The organism is Olsenella sp. An290, assembly GCF_002159535.1.
Lineage (GTDB): Bacteria > Actinomycetota > Coriobacteriia > Coriobacteriales > Atopobiaceae > Thermophilibacter.
Genome location: NZ_NFIU01000002.1, coordinates 1 through 16,233, shown reverse-complemented (window position 1 = coordinate 16,233; position 16,233 = coordinate 1). Strand labels below are relative to the sequence as shown.

The 16,233-nt window shown below is 70.8% G+C and carries 13 protein-coding genes and 2 tRNA genes; 2 read left to right on the top strand and 13 right to left on the bottom strand.

The annotated features are described in order from the left end of the window. Position 1 precedes the first annotated feature (1 nt). From B5F84_RS01615 to B5F84_RS01565, 11 genes are all read right to left on the bottom strand, one after another. Positions 2-742 (bottom strand): lysophospholipid acyltransferase family protein, encoded by a 741-nt coding sequence (locus B5F84_RS01615; RefSeq protein WP_087320009.1) that lies wholly within the window; start codon positions 740-742, stop codon positions 2-4. Beyond that, positions 739-1,452 carry a (d)CMP kinase gene (gene cmk, locus B5F84_RS01610; RefSeq protein WP_087320007.1) on the bottom strand — a complete coding sequence of 238 codons (714 nt, stop codon included), beginning with the start codon at positions 1,450-1,452 and terminating at the stop codon, positions 739-741. Before cmk ends, B5F84_RS01615 begins: the two co-directional genes overlap by 4 nt. Then, positions 1,449-2,153, bottom strand: a complete 705-nt coding sequence (locus B5F84_RS01605) for a histidine phosphatase family protein (RefSeq protein WP_239378173.1) — start codon at positions 2,151-2,153, stop codon at positions 1,449-1,451. The genes cmk and B5F84_RS01605 overlap by 4 nt, the downstream gene beginning before the upstream one ends. 2 nt (positions 2,154-2,155) lie before the next feature. After that, positions 2,156-2,971 carry a pseudouridine synthase gene (locus B5F84_RS01600; protein WP_087320005.1) on the bottom strand — a complete coding sequence of 272 codons (816 nt, stop codon included), beginning with the start codon at positions 2,969-2,971 and terminating at the stop codon, positions 2,156-2,158. Continuing rightward, positions 2,964-3,641, bottom strand: coding sequence for an SMC-Scp complex subunit ScpB (gene scpB / locus B5F84_RS01595; RefSeq protein WP_087320003.1), 678 nt, complete (start codon positions 3,639-3,641; stop codon positions 2,964-2,966). The genes B5F84_RS01600 and scpB overlap by 8 nt, the downstream gene beginning before the upstream one ends. Continuing rightward, entirely contained in the window at positions 3,638-4,492 is an 855-nt protein-coding gene (locus B5F84_RS01590) for a ScpA family protein (protein ID WP_087320002.1), read from the bottom strand. The genes scpB and B5F84_RS01590 overlap by 4 nt, the downstream gene beginning before the upstream one ends. 2 nt (positions 4,493-4,494) lie before the next feature. Continuing rightward, positions 4,495-5,166, bottom strand: coding sequence for a site-2 protease family protein (locus B5F84_RS01585; protein WP_239378171.1), 672 nt, complete (start codon positions 5,164-5,166; stop codon positions 4,495-4,497). A 21-nt stretch (positions 5,167-5,187) separates the two neighbouring features. Continuing rightward, positions 5,188-5,478 (bottom strand): hypothetical protein, encoded by a 291-nt coding sequence (locus B5F84_RS01580; RefSeq protein WP_087320000.1) that lies wholly within the window; start codon positions 5,476-5,478, stop codon positions 5,188-5,190. Then, the gene (locus B5F84_RS01575) at positions 5,471-7,465 is read right to left on the bottom strand and encodes an ABC-F family ATP-binding cassette domain-containing protein (protein WP_087319998.1); all 1,995 of its coding nucleotides are present in this window, start codon (positions 7,463-7,465) and stop codon (positions 5,471-5,473) included. Before B5F84_RS01575 ends, B5F84_RS01580 begins: the two co-directional genes overlap by 8 nt. 33 nt (positions 7,466-7,498) lie before the next feature. Continuing rightward, positions 7,499-7,882 carry a 2-dehydro-3-deoxyphosphogluconate aldolase gene (locus B5F84_RS01570; protein WP_087319996.1) on the bottom strand — a complete coding sequence of 128 codons (384 nt, stop codon included), beginning with the start codon at positions 7,880-7,882 and terminating at the stop codon, positions 7,499-7,501. Between the two features lie 82 nt (positions 7,883-7,964). Beyond that, positions 7,965-9,218 carry a glycoside hydrolase family 3 N-terminal domain-containing protein gene (locus tag B5F84_RS01565; protein WP_087319994.1) on the bottom strand — a complete coding sequence of 418 codons (1,254 nt, stop codon included), beginning with the start codon at positions 9,216-9,218 and terminating at the stop codon, positions 7,965-7,967. Between the two features lie 212 nt (positions 9,219-9,430). Between B5F84_RS01565 and B5F84_RS01560 the strand changes: the two genes are divergently transcribed. Beyond that, on the top strand, positions 9,431-11,281 hold the full coding sequence (locus B5F84_RS01560; protein ID WP_087319991.1) for an acyltransferase family protein: 1,851 nt from the start codon (positions 9,431-9,433) through the stop codon (positions 11,279-11,281). A 206-nt stretch (positions 11,282-11,487) separates the two neighbouring features. Here the strand turns inward: B5F84_RS01560 and B5F84_RS01555 are convergent. Continuing rightward, positions 11,488-11,563 (bottom strand) — tRNA-Ala (locus B5F84_RS01555). 3 nt (positions 11,564-11,566) lie between these two features. Continuing rightward, positions 11,567-11,641: transfer RNA gene (locus tag B5F84_RS01550), tRNA-Val, on the bottom strand. Between the two features lie 299 nt (positions 11,642-11,940). Here B5F84_RS01550 and B5F84_RS01545 point away from each other — a divergent pair. Further along, a partial coding sequence (locus B5F84_RS01545; RefSeq protein WP_204205474.1) for an alpha-L-fucosidase occupies positions 11,941-16,233 on the top strand: 4,293 nt, incomplete at its 3' end.

Here is a 16,233-nt window from a genome sequence, read left to right as displayed (position 1 = left end):
GCTAGTCCCTCACCTCCGGGTGCGCGCGGCGCAGCTCGTCGCGCAGGGCGTAGACGCGCTCCATGCCCACGCGCTCCATCTCGGCCGCCTGCTCCCGGCGCCCCGAGGCGGCGAGCTCGGACCACTCGACGGGGGCGCCCGCCCTCAGGTAGACGCGGCAGCGCGGGCGCAGGTGCCGCGCGCCGATGATGGCGACGGGCTGCACGGGCGCCTTGGCGAGCTGGGCCATGATCGCGTAGCCGCCGTGGACCTGGGCGTCGGCGTCCTTGCGCACGCGGGTGCCCTCGGGGTAGATGAGCACGCACTCCCCGCGCTGGAGCATCGCGCGGGCCCGGCGGACCGTCTTCATGTCGGCGCTGCCGCGCGCGACGGGGAAGCCGCCCGCCCTCGAGAAGAGCCACGCCGCCGGGCCGACCCGGTCGAGCTCGCTCTTGTAGACGATGCGCGTGGGGACGCGGGCGAGCCACAGCGTGACCACGGCGAGGACGGGGTCGAGCATGGACTCGTGGTTCATGATGATCACGCGGCCGCGGGGCTCGGCGAGAAGAACCTGCGCCTGCTCGAGGCGCCAGGGCCACAGCAGCTTGGTCACGAGCCACAGGACGCGCACCACAAGGCCGATGAGCAGGCGCCCCGGCAGCGGGTGGTCGCGGATGTCGTGATCGTAGTAGTCGTCGAGGGTGTTGCCCGCGAAGGCGCGCATGCGCTCGCGGCCCGTCCCGTCCTTCTCGCGCGCGCTCATGACGCGGCCCCCTCGGACGCACGGGCGGAGAGCTCGGGGGAGAGGCTGACGACGGCGCGCACGACCTCCTCGAAGGTGAGGTCCGAGGAGTCGATGTGCCGCGCGTCGTCGGCGGGGCGCAGCGGCGAGGCCTCGCGGGACGAGTCGTAGGCGTCGCGGCGCATGAGGTCGGCGAGGATCTTGCGCTCGGCCTCGGCGTCGACGGCCACGTCGCGGCCGCAGGCGAGGTTGCCCCCCTGGCGCTGCACGGCGCGACGGCGCGCGCGGGCCTCGGGCGAGGCGCTCAGGAACACCTTGACGTCGGCCGCGGGGAAGACCACGGTCCCGATGTCGCGGCCCTCGGCGACCACGTCGCCCCGCTCGCCCGCCGCGCGCTGGAGCGCGACCATGACCTCGCGGACGCGGGGGTTCGCGGAGACCGGCGAGACGGCGAGCTCGACCTCGGGCGTGCGGATGGCCGCCGTCGCGTCCGTGCCGTCCACGAGCACGCGCTGGCCGTCCTCCCCCGGCGCGAACTCGATGCGCACGCCCTCGGCCACGCGCGCCACGGCGGGCGCGTCCTCCGGGTCGACGCCGCGCTCGAGGCAGGCCCAGGCGACGGAGCGGTACATCGCGCCCGTGTCGAGGTAGGTGAGGCCGCATCTGCGCGCGACCTCGCGCGCCACGGACGACTTTCCCGAGCCCGAGGGCCCGTCGATGGCAACGATCATGTGAGCTCCCTTCCCCGCGTCCCCCAGATGTCGCGGGTGTCGTATTCGCAGGGTCGCGTGGCGTGCTCGATGACCTCCTCGGGGGTGAGGTTGAGCCCGCCGAGCGCAAAGGCGTCCCCGTCGCAGGTGAAGTAGAGCGAGGAGACGTTGAGGACGTGCAGGTTCCAGAAGCGCCGGAGCGGCACGTCGTAGGCCGCGGCCACGAGCATGCGCAGGTAGCCGCCGTGCGTGACGCAGGCCGTCCTGCCCTCGAGCGGCCGCAGCAGCCCGAGGACGCGCCGCGCCCGCTCGCGCAGGCTCTCGAAGGACTCCGCGCCCTCGGGCGGGTGCGAGACGCCCCGCTCGTCGATCGGCCAGGGAAACGCGAGCCCCCGCTCGCGGGCGTGGGCAAAGTCCATCCCCTCGAGGGGCCCGAAGTCGATCTCTATGAGGTCCTCGAGCGGCTCGCACGGCACGCCCAGGCGCGCGGCGGCCCCCTGCGCGACGCAGGCCGCGCGGGAGAGGGGCGAGTGGAAGAGGCGGTCGGGCGCAAAGGCCACGAGGGCCTCGATGGCCCGGTCGCGCTGCTCCTCGCCGTGCGGGGTCAGCGGGACGTCCGTGCGCCCGGAGAAGAAGAACTGCGTGTTCGAGACCGTCTCGGGGTGGCGCATGAAGAGCAGGCGCTGCGTCACGTGGTCCCCGGGCATCCCGCGCTCGGCCACGGCTACCCCTCCCCCCGTGCGACCGCCTCGACGGCGGCGGTCTCGGCCTCGGTCAGCTCGCGCCAGGAGCCCTCGGCCACGCCCGTGAGCACGAGCGGCCCGAAGGCGTCGCGGTGAAGGCGCAAGACGCGGTGCCCCACGGCCTGCATCATCTTCTTGACCTGGTGCTTCCTGCCCTCGTGGATGGTGAGGCCCACGACGGCGTTGGGCTCGCCGCCCCCCGTCCGGCCCGCCCCCCGAGGGGCGACGAGCGAGAAGAGCGGGTCGGACGGCGAGAGGAGCTCGGCCTCGGCGGGCGCGGCCGGCCCGTCCTCGAGCCGGACGCCCGCGCGCAGGCGCCCGAGGTCGCCCTCGTCGGGCGTCCCCGAGACGAGGGCGACGTAGTGCTTGGTCACGTGGTGCGAGGGGTGCAGGAGCGCCTGTCCGAGCTCGCCGGCCGTCGTGAACAGGAGTAGGCCCGTCGTGTCGAGGTCGAGCCGGCCCACCGGGTAGAGCCCGGGGCGCTCCGCCACGGGGACGAGGTCGGCCACCGTGGGGCGCCCGTGCGGGTCGCTCATGGTGGTGAGGTAGCCCGCTGGCTTGTAGAGCATGAGGTGGCAGGGGCGCTCGGCGATGCGGCACACGGCCCCGTCGACGGTGACGACGTCGGAGGCGGGGTCGACCTTGCTGCCGAGCTCCGTGACGACGGCGCCGTTCACCCTGACGCGCCCGGCGGTCATGAGCCGCTCCGACCCGCGGCGGCTCGCCACGCCCGCGCGGGCGAGGAAGCGCTGGAGCCGCATGGGGTAGAGGCCGTCCTCGCGGATGGGGTCACTCATCCGCCTCCGCCTCCCCCGCGACCTCGTCGCCCAGGAGGTCGGCCTCCTCCTCGATGTCGGCCGCCGTCTCCTCGATCGTGGAGCCGATGGAGCGGCCGGAGAGGCGCTCGCGAATGAAGCGGCGCGACTCCTCGTCGGGCGCGAAGTCCTCGAGGGGCGGCAGGTCGCGGACCGACCGCAGCCCAAAGCGCTCGAGGAAGAGCCGCGTGGTGCCCCAGAGCTGCGCCTGGCCGTGCTCGGGGTCGCGCCCCACCTCGCGCACGAGGCCCTTCTCCTTGAGCGAGCCGATGACGCCGTCGGAGTTGACCCCGCGGATGGCGCGCACGCCCTCGCGGGTGACGGGCTGGTGGTAGGCGATGACGGCGAGCGTCTCGAGCGCGGCCTGGGAGAGCCGGCGCGTGTCCCAGGAGAGCACGTAGTCGGCCACCTGGTCGTGGTGGGCGGGGTGTGTGAAGAGCCGCCAGCCGCCCGCGACCTCCCGCAGCTGAAAGCCGCGGTTGGCGTCTGCGTACTCGGCGGAGAGCTCCGCGAGCGCGGAGGCCACCTCGCCGGGCTCGGCGCCCGCGGCGCGGGCGAGCGTCGTGGCCGGCACGGAGTCGTCCGAGACGAGCAGCAGTGCCTCGAGCAGCCCCTTGAGGGAGCCCGGTTCGATGCGTTCGAGGTCGTTCACAGGAGGTCCCCTTCCAGGAGGTCGTCGTCAAGGCCGAAGTCCTCGCCGAGCTCGGCCAGGACCGACTCGTCGAGCTCGTAGGGGTCGGCCCCCTCGACGTGGTCGATCTCTATCTCGCCGAAGGCCTCGTCCTGCCGGACGCGCACGAGGCCGCGCTTGAAGAGCTCGAGGACCGCGAGGAAGTTCGCGACCACGGCCTCGGGCGTCTCCTGGCCGTCGAGGAGCTCGGAGAAGGTCACGTGCCCGCGGCCGCGCACGAGGCGGTCCACGGTCGCGACGGTGAGGGCGACGGGCAGCCGCCGCGGCGCGATGTGCTCGGCCTCGAGAAGAAACGTCTCGCGGCGCGAGTCGATGTCGGCGCAGATGACGGCGAGGCTGCGCAGGCTGATCCCCTCGAGGTAGTCGGGCATGAGGCCCAGAAACTCGGGGTCGGGGCCCACGGTGCGCGGGAACATGCGGCCCTCGGCCTCGGCGCGCGCGCCGAGCGCCGCGCCGGCGCCCCGGAACTGCTTGTAGGCGATGAGGCGGGCGATGAGCACCTCGCGGGCCTCGTCGGGCGTGAGTCCCTCGAGGTCGTCCTCGTCGTCGGGCTCGAGCGCCTCGCGCCGGCGCGCGACGGGCTCGTCGGGGACGAGCGAGGCGGCCTTGATGTCGAGCAGGGTCGACGCCACGAGCACGAAGTCGCTCGCGACGTCGAGGTCGAGGTCGGCCATGCGCTCGACCTCGGCGAGGTACTGGTTGGCGACCTCGGAGATGGAGATCGAGCCGATGGTCACCTTCTGCCTCGTGACGAGCTGGAGCAGGAGGTCGAAGGGCCCCGAGTAGGCCTGGGTCCGCACGCGGTACGACATGCCTACACCGCCGACATGAGCGCCGAGAAGAGCGAGCCGGCGGTGGCGTCGAGGTAGGCGCTCAGCGGGTCCACGCGCAGGAGCGACGGCAGGAGGTAGAGCACGCCGATGAGGATCGCCATGGAGTAGCGCTGGAGCTCGTAGTAGCGCTGCCTCGCCTCCCCCGTGAGGAAGAACAGGACGACCTTGGAGCCGTCGAGCGGCGGCAGCGGGATGAGGTTGAAGAAGCAGAGCACGAGGTTGACCTGCACGTAGATCATGAGGACCTCGGCCCCCCAGAGAAGCGCGTCCACGGGCAGGCCCTGGCCCCAGTCCAGGAGGAGCCTGAGGAGCGCGGTGCCCGCGAGCGCCTGCAGCACGTTGGAGGCGGGCCCCGCGAGCGCCACGAGCAGCTCGTCGCGGCGCGGGTGGCGCAGGCGCGCCGGGTTGTAGGGCACCGGCCGCGCGAAGGCAAAGACCGGCCCGCCCAGGAGCGCCATGAGAAGCGGCAGGAGGAACGAGCCGAACCCGTCCAGGTGGGCGCGCGGGTCGAGCGTGAGCCGGCCCGCGTCCCGGGCGGTGGGGTCGCCGCAGCGCAGGGCCACCCAGCCGTGGGCGACCTCGTGCACCACGGCCGAGAACATCACGAGCGCCACCGTGAGGGCCACCCGGACGAGCTGTTGGTCGGTATACAAGCGGACTCCCCTCTCGCGGCGTCAGCGCGGCGAGGCAGAAACGCGGCACAAGATCCAGTCGGACACGAGCAACACTATAGCAACGATGGCGAGGTCTCCACGAAACGACCCCCCGAGGGGCGTCTGGAACACGAGGAGCCCCGCCAGGGCCTCGGGCACGAGGCGCGAGAAGAACCCCGTCGGGGCCAAGAGCCAGGTCCGGGCGCCCGCGGGCAGCACCGCGCCCGCCACGACGAGGGCGACGAGGACCCACGCGCACGCCCGGCACGCGAGCGCGAGGACGCGCGCCGCGCGCGCGGCGCCCTTACGCACGCCCGGCCTCCTCGATCTTCTCGGTGAGCTCGAGCCACTCCTGCTCGAGGGCCGGAATCTTTTTGGAGAGCGCGGTGTACTCCGTCATGCACTCGTCGAAGCGCCGGGCGTCGCTGTAGAGCTCCTGGTCGGCCATGAGGGTCTCGAGCTCGGCGAGGCGCGCCTGGGCGGGCTCGAGCGCCGCCTCGACCTGCCTGAGGCGGTCGCGCTCCTTCTTGAGGGCGCGGTTCCTGCGGTTGCGCTCCTCGGCCTCGGCGCGGCGCTGCTCGCGCGTCTTGACGTTGCGGCCCGCGCCGGGCTGTGGCGCGGGCTCGGCCGCGGGCGCGGCCTCCCCCCTCTGGCGCTCGGGCGCGGCCGCGCCCTGCGCCGCGGCCTCGAGCTCGGCGCGCTTGAAGAGGTAGTAGTCGTAGTCGCCGTCGTAGACGGTCACCTTGTGGTCGCGCACGTCCACGACCTTGTTGGCAACCGCCCGCACGAGGTGCTCGTCGTGGGAGATGAGCACGATCGTGCCCTTGAAGTCCACGAGCGCGCGCTCGAGCACGTCCACGGAGTCGATGTCGAGGTGGTTGGTCGGCTCGTCGAGCAGAAGCAGCGGGTCGGGGGCCACGAGCATCTTGGCGAGCGCCAGGCGCGCCCGCTCGCCGCCGGAGAGCACGCCCACGCGCTTCTCGACGTCGTCGCCGTGGAAGAGGAACGCGCCCAAAAGGCGCCGCTCCTCGGAGGTGGTCCAGCCGGCCGCCACCGAGTCCATCTCGGCGAGCACGGTGTTGGCCTCGTTCAGCTGCTCGAGCTGGTGCTGGGCGTAGTAGGCCTGCGTGACGCTCTTGCCCAGCGAGACCGTGCCCGCGTCCGGCGCGAGCCGGCCGTTCATGAGCTTCATGAGCGTGGACTTTCCCGCGCCGTTGGGCCCCACGAGCACCACGTGGTCGCCGCGGTAGAGCGTGAGGTCCACGTCCGAGTAGACGTGGTTCTCGCCAAAGGACTTGGAGACGCCCTCGAGCTTGATGACCTCGTCGCCCGTGCGCGGGGGCTCCGGGAACGAGAAGTGCACCCTCTTGGTGCCCTCGGGCAAGATCACGAGCTCGCTTCTGATCTGCTCGATCCTCCTCATGCGCTCCTGCGCCTGCGCGGCCTTGGTGGGCTTGTAGCGGAACTTGTCGACGAACACCTGCATGTGCGCGATCTCGCGCTCCTGGGCGGCGCGCTTGGCGCGCATCTGCTCGAGGTTGTCCTCGCGCTGCTTGAGGTAGCTCGAGTAGTTGCCCGTGTAGGTGGCCAGGCGCCGGTTCTCCACGGCCGCCACGTGGGAGACGCAGGCGTCCATGAACGCGCGGTCGTGGGAGACGAGAAGAACCGCGCCGTCGTAGCCCGCGAGGAACTGCTCGAGCCACTTGACGCTCTCGAGGTCGAGGTGGTTGGTGGGCTCGTCGAGCAGCAGCACGTCGGGGTGGCGCAGCAGCAGCTTGGAGAGGGCGATGCGCATCTGCCAGCCGCCCGAGAAGTCGCAGGCGGGCTTGTCGAAGTCCTCGACGGGAAAGCCGAGGCCCGCAAGGATCTGGCGCGCGCGGCTCTCGAGCTCGTAGCCGCCCAGCCGCTCGAAGCGGTCCTGCGCGTGGCCGTAGCGCTCGAGGAGCTGGTCGAGCTCGGGGCCGGGCGCCGTCTCGGAGATCTTGGCCTCGAGCTCGGTGACCTGGCGCTCGACCTCCTTCACCTCGTGGGCGGAGTCGACGACCTCGGCCAGGGCGCTCTTCTCGCCTGCGAGCTTGGTCTCCTGCTCGAGGTAGCCCACGGTGGCGTCGCGGGCAAAGCTCACGGTGCCCTCGTCGGGGGACTCCTCCCCCATGATGATGCGCAGGAGCGTGGTCTTGCCCGAGCCGTTGGGCCCGACGAGCGCCCAGCGCTCCTGGGCGTTGAGCTGGAGGGTCGCGCCGGTGTAGAGGACGCGGCCGCCAAATGACTTGGAGATCTTGTCTGCGAGTGCTATCACGTGCGGTTCCTTTGCACGGGCCCGGGCGGGCCGCTAGTCGTCGGTGGTGAGGTGGAGGGCAAAGCCGGCGAGCTCCTCGGCAAAGTAGACGAGGCGCGTCCTCCCGTCGGGCCCGAGCGTGCGGGACGCCTCGTCGACGGTGAGGCCCCGCGCGGCGAACCAGCGCTCGGCCGCGGGGAGGTCGTCCACGTGGAAGCCGATGTGGCCCCGCGTGCCGCGGCCCCCGTTGTTCATGACCTCGACGAGCGTGCCGGCGAAGGTGGAGACGGGCGCCGTGTGACGCCGCGCGAGCCCCATGAGGGCCTCGAACTGCCCCGCCGTGCGCTCGGCCTCCTCGGGCGAGCTCTCGTTGATGCCGATGTGCGCGATCCTCAGGCCGAAGAGCTCGACCGGGTCGTCGCTGACCTGCCGTTCCATGGGCGCCCCTCTCGCGTCGGGTGCAAAACCCATCTAGTATAGCCCGCCCGCCGGCCTTGGCGCGGTGCGCGACGACCCCCGGTCACCCCTGGAGGGAGAGCTTCGTGCGCACGATTCGCTCGACCGACTCGTCGATGCGCTCCTCGGAGAGGCGGCCGGACGCGACGGCGTCGAGGACGCCCTGGTAGGTGCGCTCGAAGTCGCGCGGCATGAGGATCATGTCGACGCCCGCCTCAAGCGCCGTGACGCCGATCTCCTCCGGTGAGTACGCGTCGACGACGGCGCCCATGGCAAGCGAGTCCGTGATGACGATCCCGTCGAAGCCGAGCTGCTCGCGCAGGATGCCGGTCACGATCTTGGGGTTGAGCGAGGCGGCCACGTAGTCCCCCGTCACGTTGGGGAGGGTGAGGTGGCCCACCATGATGAGGGGGACGCCCGCGTCCATGGCCGCGCGGAAGGGCACGAGCTCGCTCGCGGCGAGGTCTTCGGGGGTGGCGTTGGTCATGATCGAGCCGTCGTGGGAGTCGCCCACGGCCCCGCCGATGCCCGGGAAGTGCTTCGCGGCGCAGAGGATGCCCGTGGAGAGGAAACCCTCGACCTGCGCGGCGACGCGCGGGGCCACCACCTCGGCGGAGGCGCCGAAGGAGCGGCGCGCGAGCGAGGAGCCCTCGACGTCGGCGATGTCGGCGTCCGGGGCGAAGTCGAGGTTGAAGCCGAGGTCGGCGAGGTAGGTGCCGATGGTCACGGCCTTCTCGCGCGCCTCCTCGTCCGACTGGACCGCGACCATGTCGCCCACCCGCTCCACGCCGAAGGCGGGGTTGGCGCCCACGCGCGAGACGGTGCCGCCCTCCTCGTCGACGGCAAGGAAGCACGGGAGCCCCGTGAGCTCCTCGTAGAACGCCTGCGTGCTGGCGAGCATGTCCCTGGTCTGGGCGGGGTCGACGAGGTTCTGGGCGAAGTAGCAGATGCCGCCCACCGGGTGGGCCTCGAGCGCCGCGCGCGTGGCGTCGCCGGCCGCCGTCTGGACCCCGACGTGGGTCAGGTCCTCGGGGCGCACCACGAAGAGCTGGGCGACCTTCTCCTCGAGGGTCATGCCCGCGACCACGTCGGCGACGGGGTCGGAGGGCTCCTCCGGCTCGGGCTCGGGGTCGGTCACGGCATCCGGCTCGGGCGCGTCCTGCGTCTCCTCGCGCGCGGGCTCTCCCGCGGGCCCGGCCGCGCCGCCCTGCAGCGCGAGCGCCCAGGCGCCCCAGGCGACGACGGCTACCACCGCAACGACGGCGAGCGCCACGAGGGCCCCCGTTGCGCCTCGTCCCCCTGTGCCCCGCTCTCCCATGTCCTGCTCCCTTCGTCGGTCTTGGTCGCCCTACCCTACGGCAGCGCGCGGGTCGGCGCGCCGGTGCCGCCCGGCCTCAACCTGAGGTGGTGGCCGCGCCCCCTTGCGCACTCTTTGTCGGGAAGGGGGACGGGGCGGTTGCGCTGGGGATAGAATAACGAAGTCTCTGGTTCTTCTCGCCCCGTGCGGGCCCTTTTCTGAAAGCGAGCTCTATGTCCGGCTCCAAGAAGGTCGCTGCCCTCGACGGAATGCGCGTCCTCGCGATCGCCGCCATCATCGTCTACCACGCCAACGCCACCTGGCTTCCTGGTGGCTACCTGGGCGTGAGCGTGTTCTTCGTGCTCACGGGCTACCTCATCACCCTCTCCATCGAGCGGCGCGTCGCGCGGGAGGGCCGGTTCGACTACCCGCGCTTCCTCCTGGGGCGCGTGCGCCGGCTCCTGCCCTCGATGCTCGTGGTGGTGGGTGCGACGGCGGTGCTGTGCGCCGCGCTCTCGCCCGCGCTCCTCCCCAAGGTGAAGTCGGACGCGGTCCCGGCGCTCCTCTTCTTTGAGAACCTCTACTACCTCTTCCGCAACGTCTCCTACTTCGCCGCGGCGGGGCTTCCCTCCCCGCTCACGCACCTCTGGTTCGTGGGCGTGACCATGCAGTTCTACCTGGTCTGGCCGCTTGTGCTCCTAGGGCTCTCGCGCGTGGTGCGCCGGCGCTCTCACGCGTGCGCCGCCGTGGCCGTGCTCGCGGTGGCCTCGTCGGTGGCCATGGCCGCGCTCTATGACCCGACGGCCGACACCGCGCGCATCTACTACGGGCCCGACACGCGCGCGGCCGAGCTCCTCGTGGGCGCCCTCTGCGCCCTCATGACGCGCGGCCGCGGCTGGAGGGTCGCCCTGCCCGCGCAGGCCCCCTCCGGCGCCGCCGGCGCGCACGGCTCCGCCCCGGCGCGCCGCGAGCTCCCCTCGTGGGCCTACGACCTCGCCGGCGTGGCGGCGCTCGCCGGGATCGCGGCCATGATGGTCACGCTGGACGGCTACTCCGACTTTGCCTACCGGGGCGGCATCTTGCTCGTCTCGCTGCTCACGGCCGTCATCATCGGCGTGGTCTCGCGCCCGGGCGGCCTTCTCGGGCGCATCCTGGGGCTGCGGCCGCTCGCCGTTGCGGGCGCGCGCGGGTTTGCGCTCTACCTCTGGCACTACCCGCTCCTTCTGGTCATGAACCCCGCCACGCGCACGACGGAGCTCCCCTGGTGGGGCTGGCTTCTGGAGCTTCTTGCCATCGTCGTCGTGGCCGAGCTCTCCTATCGGCTCATTGAGCGCGGCGTGGGCGCGCCCCTCGCCCTCGGCCAGTCCCGCGTGGCGCTTGCGGCCGAGGCGGTGGCGCTTCTGGCCGTCGTGGTGGTGACGCTCGCCCCGATCAGCGCCGAGCAGACGGGCGTGCCCGTGGACCAGCAGGCCGGCGGGTCGGTGGAGGCGGCCTTCGACCCGGACGCGCAGGGCTACGACGTCTCGGGGACCTTCCTTGCCGGCACGGCCTTCGCGACGGCCGTGGACACGATCAACAGCAGGAACTACGACGTCGACGCCCAGACGGGCGCCACGGACGCCAGCGTCCTGCTCATCGGCGACTCGGTGGCCAAGGGCGCCGAGGCGCAGTTCAAGCGGGTCTTCCCCAACGGCTGGATCGACGCCGCGGTGGGCCGTCAGTTCACGGCCGGCATCGACGTCTACAACCAGTGCGTGGCGGACGGCCACGGGGCCGACGTCGTGGTCTTTGCCCTGGGCAGCAACGGCGTCGCGCGCGAGGAGCAGGTGAGGAGCCTCATCGACGCGTGCGGTGCCGACCGCAAGGTCTACTTCGTCACCACGCGCGTCCCCATGCCGCTCCAGGACATCAACAACGAGCTCTTCCGGAACGTGGCCGACCAGTACGACAACGTCGAGGTCATCGACTGGTACGCGGAGAGCGAGGGCCACGACGAGTACTTCTGGGACGACGGCACCCACCTCAGGCCCGAGGGCGCCGAGGCGTACGTGATGATGCTGCGCCGCGCCATCACGGGCCGGTAGCGGGGGCCGTGGGCGGCGCGGCGGGCGAATAGCATGCACGTTTGCGTCTGGATGGCCCGTTTTTTCAGGTTGGGGACCAACTATGTATGTTATTCCCGCCCCGTGCGGCCCGGTCCGAGAAGGGCGCCGGGCCGCATCGGTCAGGTCGCGCGGCCACGGCACACAGAAAAGGGCCGCCGGAGCTGTCCGGCGGCCCTGAGCCTTCGTGGTGGAGATAAGGGGGTTCGAACCCCTGACCTCGTGACTGCCAGTCACGCGCTCTCCCAACTGAGCTATATCCCCATCTGGTGGGCGATGCTGGATTCGAACCAGCGACCCCTTCCGTGTGAAGGAAGTGCTCTACCCCTGAGCCAATCGCCCGCGCTTGTGCGCTAGAGCATCTTATCAGAACTTTGGGCGCGTGGCACGAGAAAATTCTCCGTCCCGCGTTCTTCTCGTCCAGATGCAAAGAACGCGCAGCTCGCAAGCAGTCATGTAGGAATTGTGACGAGCGAGGGCCCGTCCTCGAGGTGCCCGGGCGCCGTTCGCGGCGCGGATGGGGCCGCCCGTCCCATTTCCCGGCAGCGGGCGGCGACGCGCCCGCAAGGCCAGCGTAACATTTGCCAAGTTATGTTCAATGGGCCGCAGTCTCCCCCGTGGCCCCAGGAGAAAGGGCGCCAATGAGAGATGACCGACCCTGGAGGGTTCCCGCACGGGTCGCGTTTGCGGCCGCAACGGTGATCGCGCTGTCGATGGGCGGCGCGCAGCTCGCGCTCGCCGAGGAGGGCTACTTCGCCGACTCCACGTTCACCGAGAACGCTGCTGACGCGCCGGAGCAGAACGAGACGCTCCCCAACGCCGGCCAGCTTGACTACCAGCGCAACTCGTTCGCGGCGTTCTGCCACTTCGGGCCCAACACGTTCTCGGGCGTCGAGTGGGGCGAGGACTACGGCACCAAGATGGAGCCGGCCTACTACTACATGAACCAGCTCCGTGACTTCGACGCGGACGGCTACGTCAAGATGATCAAGGAGGCCGGCTTCTCGCGCCTCGTCGTCACCGCCAAGCACCACGACGGCTTCTGCATCTGGCAGTCCGAGTACACCGACTACGACATGGGAGCCTGCCCGGACTACAAGGACGGCCAGGGCGACATCCTCGCCGAGCTCTCCGTGGCGTGCAGCAAGTACGACGTCGACATGGGCCTCTACCTCTCCCCCTGGGACATCCACGACGAGTCCTACGGCTACGATGCGGGCGAGACGCCGGGCACCATCGGCGACTCCGATGACCCGGACGTGAACTACAACGCCTACTACATCGCGCAGCTCAAGGAGATCCTCGGCAACCCCAAGTACGGCAACAAGGGCAAGTTCGTCGAGGTCTGGATGGACGGCGCGCAGGGCACGGGCGCCGACGCCCAGGTGTACGACTTCGACGGCTGGGCGAGCACCATCCACGACCTCCAGGGCGAGGACTGCATCATCTTCCAGTGCAAGGAGCACACGGGCGTGCGCTGGATCGGCAACGAGAACGGCAACGCCGTGAGCTCGGCTACCGACGAGCTCTGGTCTCCGGTCAAGCTCAACGAGGCTGGTGACGACTACGACCACAACCTCCAGGGCGGCGTCTCGGTGGGCTACGCCGACGGCGACCTCTGGACCGTCCCGGAGGCCGACGCCCGCATCACCTCCGGCTGGTTCTGGGGCAAGGACAAGAGCACGCCCAAGTCCCTCGCGGACCTGAGCACCATGTACTTCAACTCCATCGGCCACGGCGCCACGCTGCTCATCAACATCCCGCCCAACACGAGCGGCACCGTTGACCCGGCGATCAAGACGCGCGTCGAGGAGTTTGCCTCCAACATCCGGATGAGCTTCGACGAGAACCTCGCCACGGGCGCCGAGGCACAGGCCAAGAGCGCCTTTGAGAACGACGCGGACTACGGCCCCGGCAAGGTCCTCGACGGCGACAAGGACACCTACTGGTGCGCCGGCTCCGAGGACGAGCAGTCGCTCGTCATCGAGCTCGGCGAGAAGAAGACCTTTGACGTCGTGTCCATCGAGGAGGCCATCCAGAACGGTCAGCGCATCGACCGCTTCACCGTGAGCTACCGTGACGAGGACGGCTCCTGGAAGGAGTTCGGCTCGGGCGCGACCATCGGCGCCAAGCGCCTCGTGCGCTCCACCGAGGTCTCCTCGGACGCCATCAAGATCGACCTCCAGACCGACGACGTCTTCACCGGCGAGCGGGCGCTCGCGCAGATCAGCGAGGTCGGCCTCTACAAGGCCTCGCCCGCCTTCGAGATCCCCACGCCCATCCCCACGGGCCTCTCCGCGATCGACAACGACGAAATGACCCAGACCGGGTCCTGGACCGACGAGGCGATCACCTCCTGCTACGAGGGCACGAGCCAGTGGACGAGCAACACGAGCTCCACGCTGAGCTTCACCTTCACGGGCACGCAGTTCAGCATTATCGGCACGGCGGACCCCGGGCACGGCACGATGGGCGTCTCCGTGGACGGCGGCGAGGTCAAGCGCATCGCGACCAACAACGTCTCCTCCCGCAACACCTCTGCGGTGCTCTACTCCTCCGACGTGCTTGAGCCCGGCGAGCACACAGTCACGATCAGCGTGATCAGCGGCGCGGTGGGCATCGACGCCGCGGCGTACCTGCCCGAGGGCTCCACGATGCTCGAGTTTGACACCTCCGCCCTCACGATGGACGAGGGCTCCACCGCCGAGCTCACGCTCCGCCGCGTCGGCGACGCCTCCGAGCCCCTCACGGTCACCGTGGGCTTTGAGCCCGGCACCGCCACGCAGGACCACTTTGACACGACGCCCCAGACGGTCGAGTTTGCCGCGGGCGAGACCGAGAAGGCCGTCACCGTGACGACGAAGCGCGTCACGGGCGGCGGACAGAGCGGCGGCAGCGCGGACGGCGACCGCCAGTTCTACGTGTCGCTCTCCCTTGACGACGACAACGTCATCGCCGGCTTCAATGACCTCGTCACCGTGACGGTCTCCGACGTCGACCAGGACCTCTCCGAGGCCATCGCCGCGGCCGAGGCCATCGAGACCGACGGCTACTCCGCGAGCTCCGTCGCGACGCTCGAGGCCGCCCTCACGAAGGCGCACGACGCCTACAAGAACGAGGAGGTCTCCTCCGCCGACCTCCGTGCGATCATCGCCGAGCTCGAGGCCGCCGTCGAGGGCCTCGTGGCGGTGAACAACTACACCGAGGAGAGCCCGTTCCTCTTCCCCTACACCGACGAGGGCACCACGCTCGAGTTTGAGCTCGGTGCCATCTCCGACGTCTCCAACGCCGCCGACCAGAACGGCAAGTGGCCCGCCTCCATCCTCGAGGACGCGACCACGGGCACCACGCTCGTCAACTCCCTGAACGACGGGGACTCGCTGAGCGTGCCCTTCCGCGCCACGTACGCCGGCACCTACCACGTCAAGCTCCACTACTCGAGCGGCTCCCCCACCAACGCGCTCGCCTGGTCGGACGACGAGGGCATCGTCTCGTCCGGCAACGTCACGGCCGGCGCCGATGACAGCGCCGCGGCCATCCACACGGTCGAGTTTGACCTCACGGTCACCAAGCCCGGCAGCTCCACGCTCGTCTTTGCGCCGCCCGCCGGCAAGAACGCCCCGCGCCTCGACAAGCTCGAGGTCTCCTACACGGGCGAGATTCCCGTGACCGAGGCGGATCCGACCGAGAACGTCGCCAGCGCCAAGGACGCCACCTCCAGCTCCGACGAGACCGCCGACTTCACCGCCGACAAGGTGACCGACGGCGGCAAGGACGGTTCTTCTCGCTGGGCGTGCGTCGTGGACGAGAAGCCCGCCTGGGTCTACGTTGACCTGGGCTCCAACTACGACGTCCGGACGGTCAAGCTCTTCTGGGAGACCCGCAAGCCGACCGACTACGACATCCAGATTGCCCCCAACGGCGCCGACCCGGCGCGTGAGGACGCCTGGACCACGGTGAGCGAGCGCACGCAGCCCGCCGAGAAGAACGAGACCATCGTCCTCGACGAGACGCACGTGGCCCGCTACGTCCGCGTTCGCGTGAACGACTACGTCGCCCAGAACCCGGACGCCCCGGGTGGGCCCTGGAACAACATCTCGCTCTACGAGATCGAGGTCTACGGCGGCGAGCCCGAGGCGCCCTCGGTCAGCTACGACGCGCTGAACGAGGCCATCGCCTCCGCCAAGGCCCTCTCCGAGGATGCCTACACGGCCGATTCGTGGTCCGCCCTCCAGAGCGCGCTCTCCGCTGCCGAGGCGGCGCTCTCCTCCACGAGCCAGACCGAGGTCGACGCCGCCGCACAGGCGCTCACGGCCGCCATCGAGGCCCTGGTGCCCGTGACCCCCTCCGGTGACCACTACACCACCGAGAACCCGTTTGCCTTCCCCGGCACCGATGGGTCCGCCGTCCTCGAGTTCGAGCTCGGAGAGCTCCACAACGACGAGAGCAACGACGCCGGCTGGCCCATGACGGTCATGGTGGACAGCGCCAACGGCGCGACCCTGGTCGACGCCGTGAACCTTGGCGACGAGGTCCACGTGCCCTTCACGGCGACGGTCCCGGGCGTCTATCGCGTCACCCTCTCCTATGAGTCCGGCAGCACCGCCAACAAGCTCGCCTGGTCTGACGAGGCCGGCATCGTCGAGGCCGGAAGCGTCAGCGCCGGCGCCGACGACGAGGCCTCCGCGCTTCACACGGTCGACTTTGAGATGACGGTGACCGGGGCCGGCAGCTCCACGCTCGTCTTTGGTGCGGCTGACGAGGGCAAGGCGCCGCGCCTCGACAAGCTGACGATCACCTACGACCACGCGGTTGCGCCCGAGGTCGACACCACGGCCCTCGAGGCCTCGATCGCCGCGGCCGAGGCGGCCGACACCGAGGGCAAGACGGCGGAGTCCGTCGCCGCCCTCGAGGAGGCGCTCGACGCCGCCCGC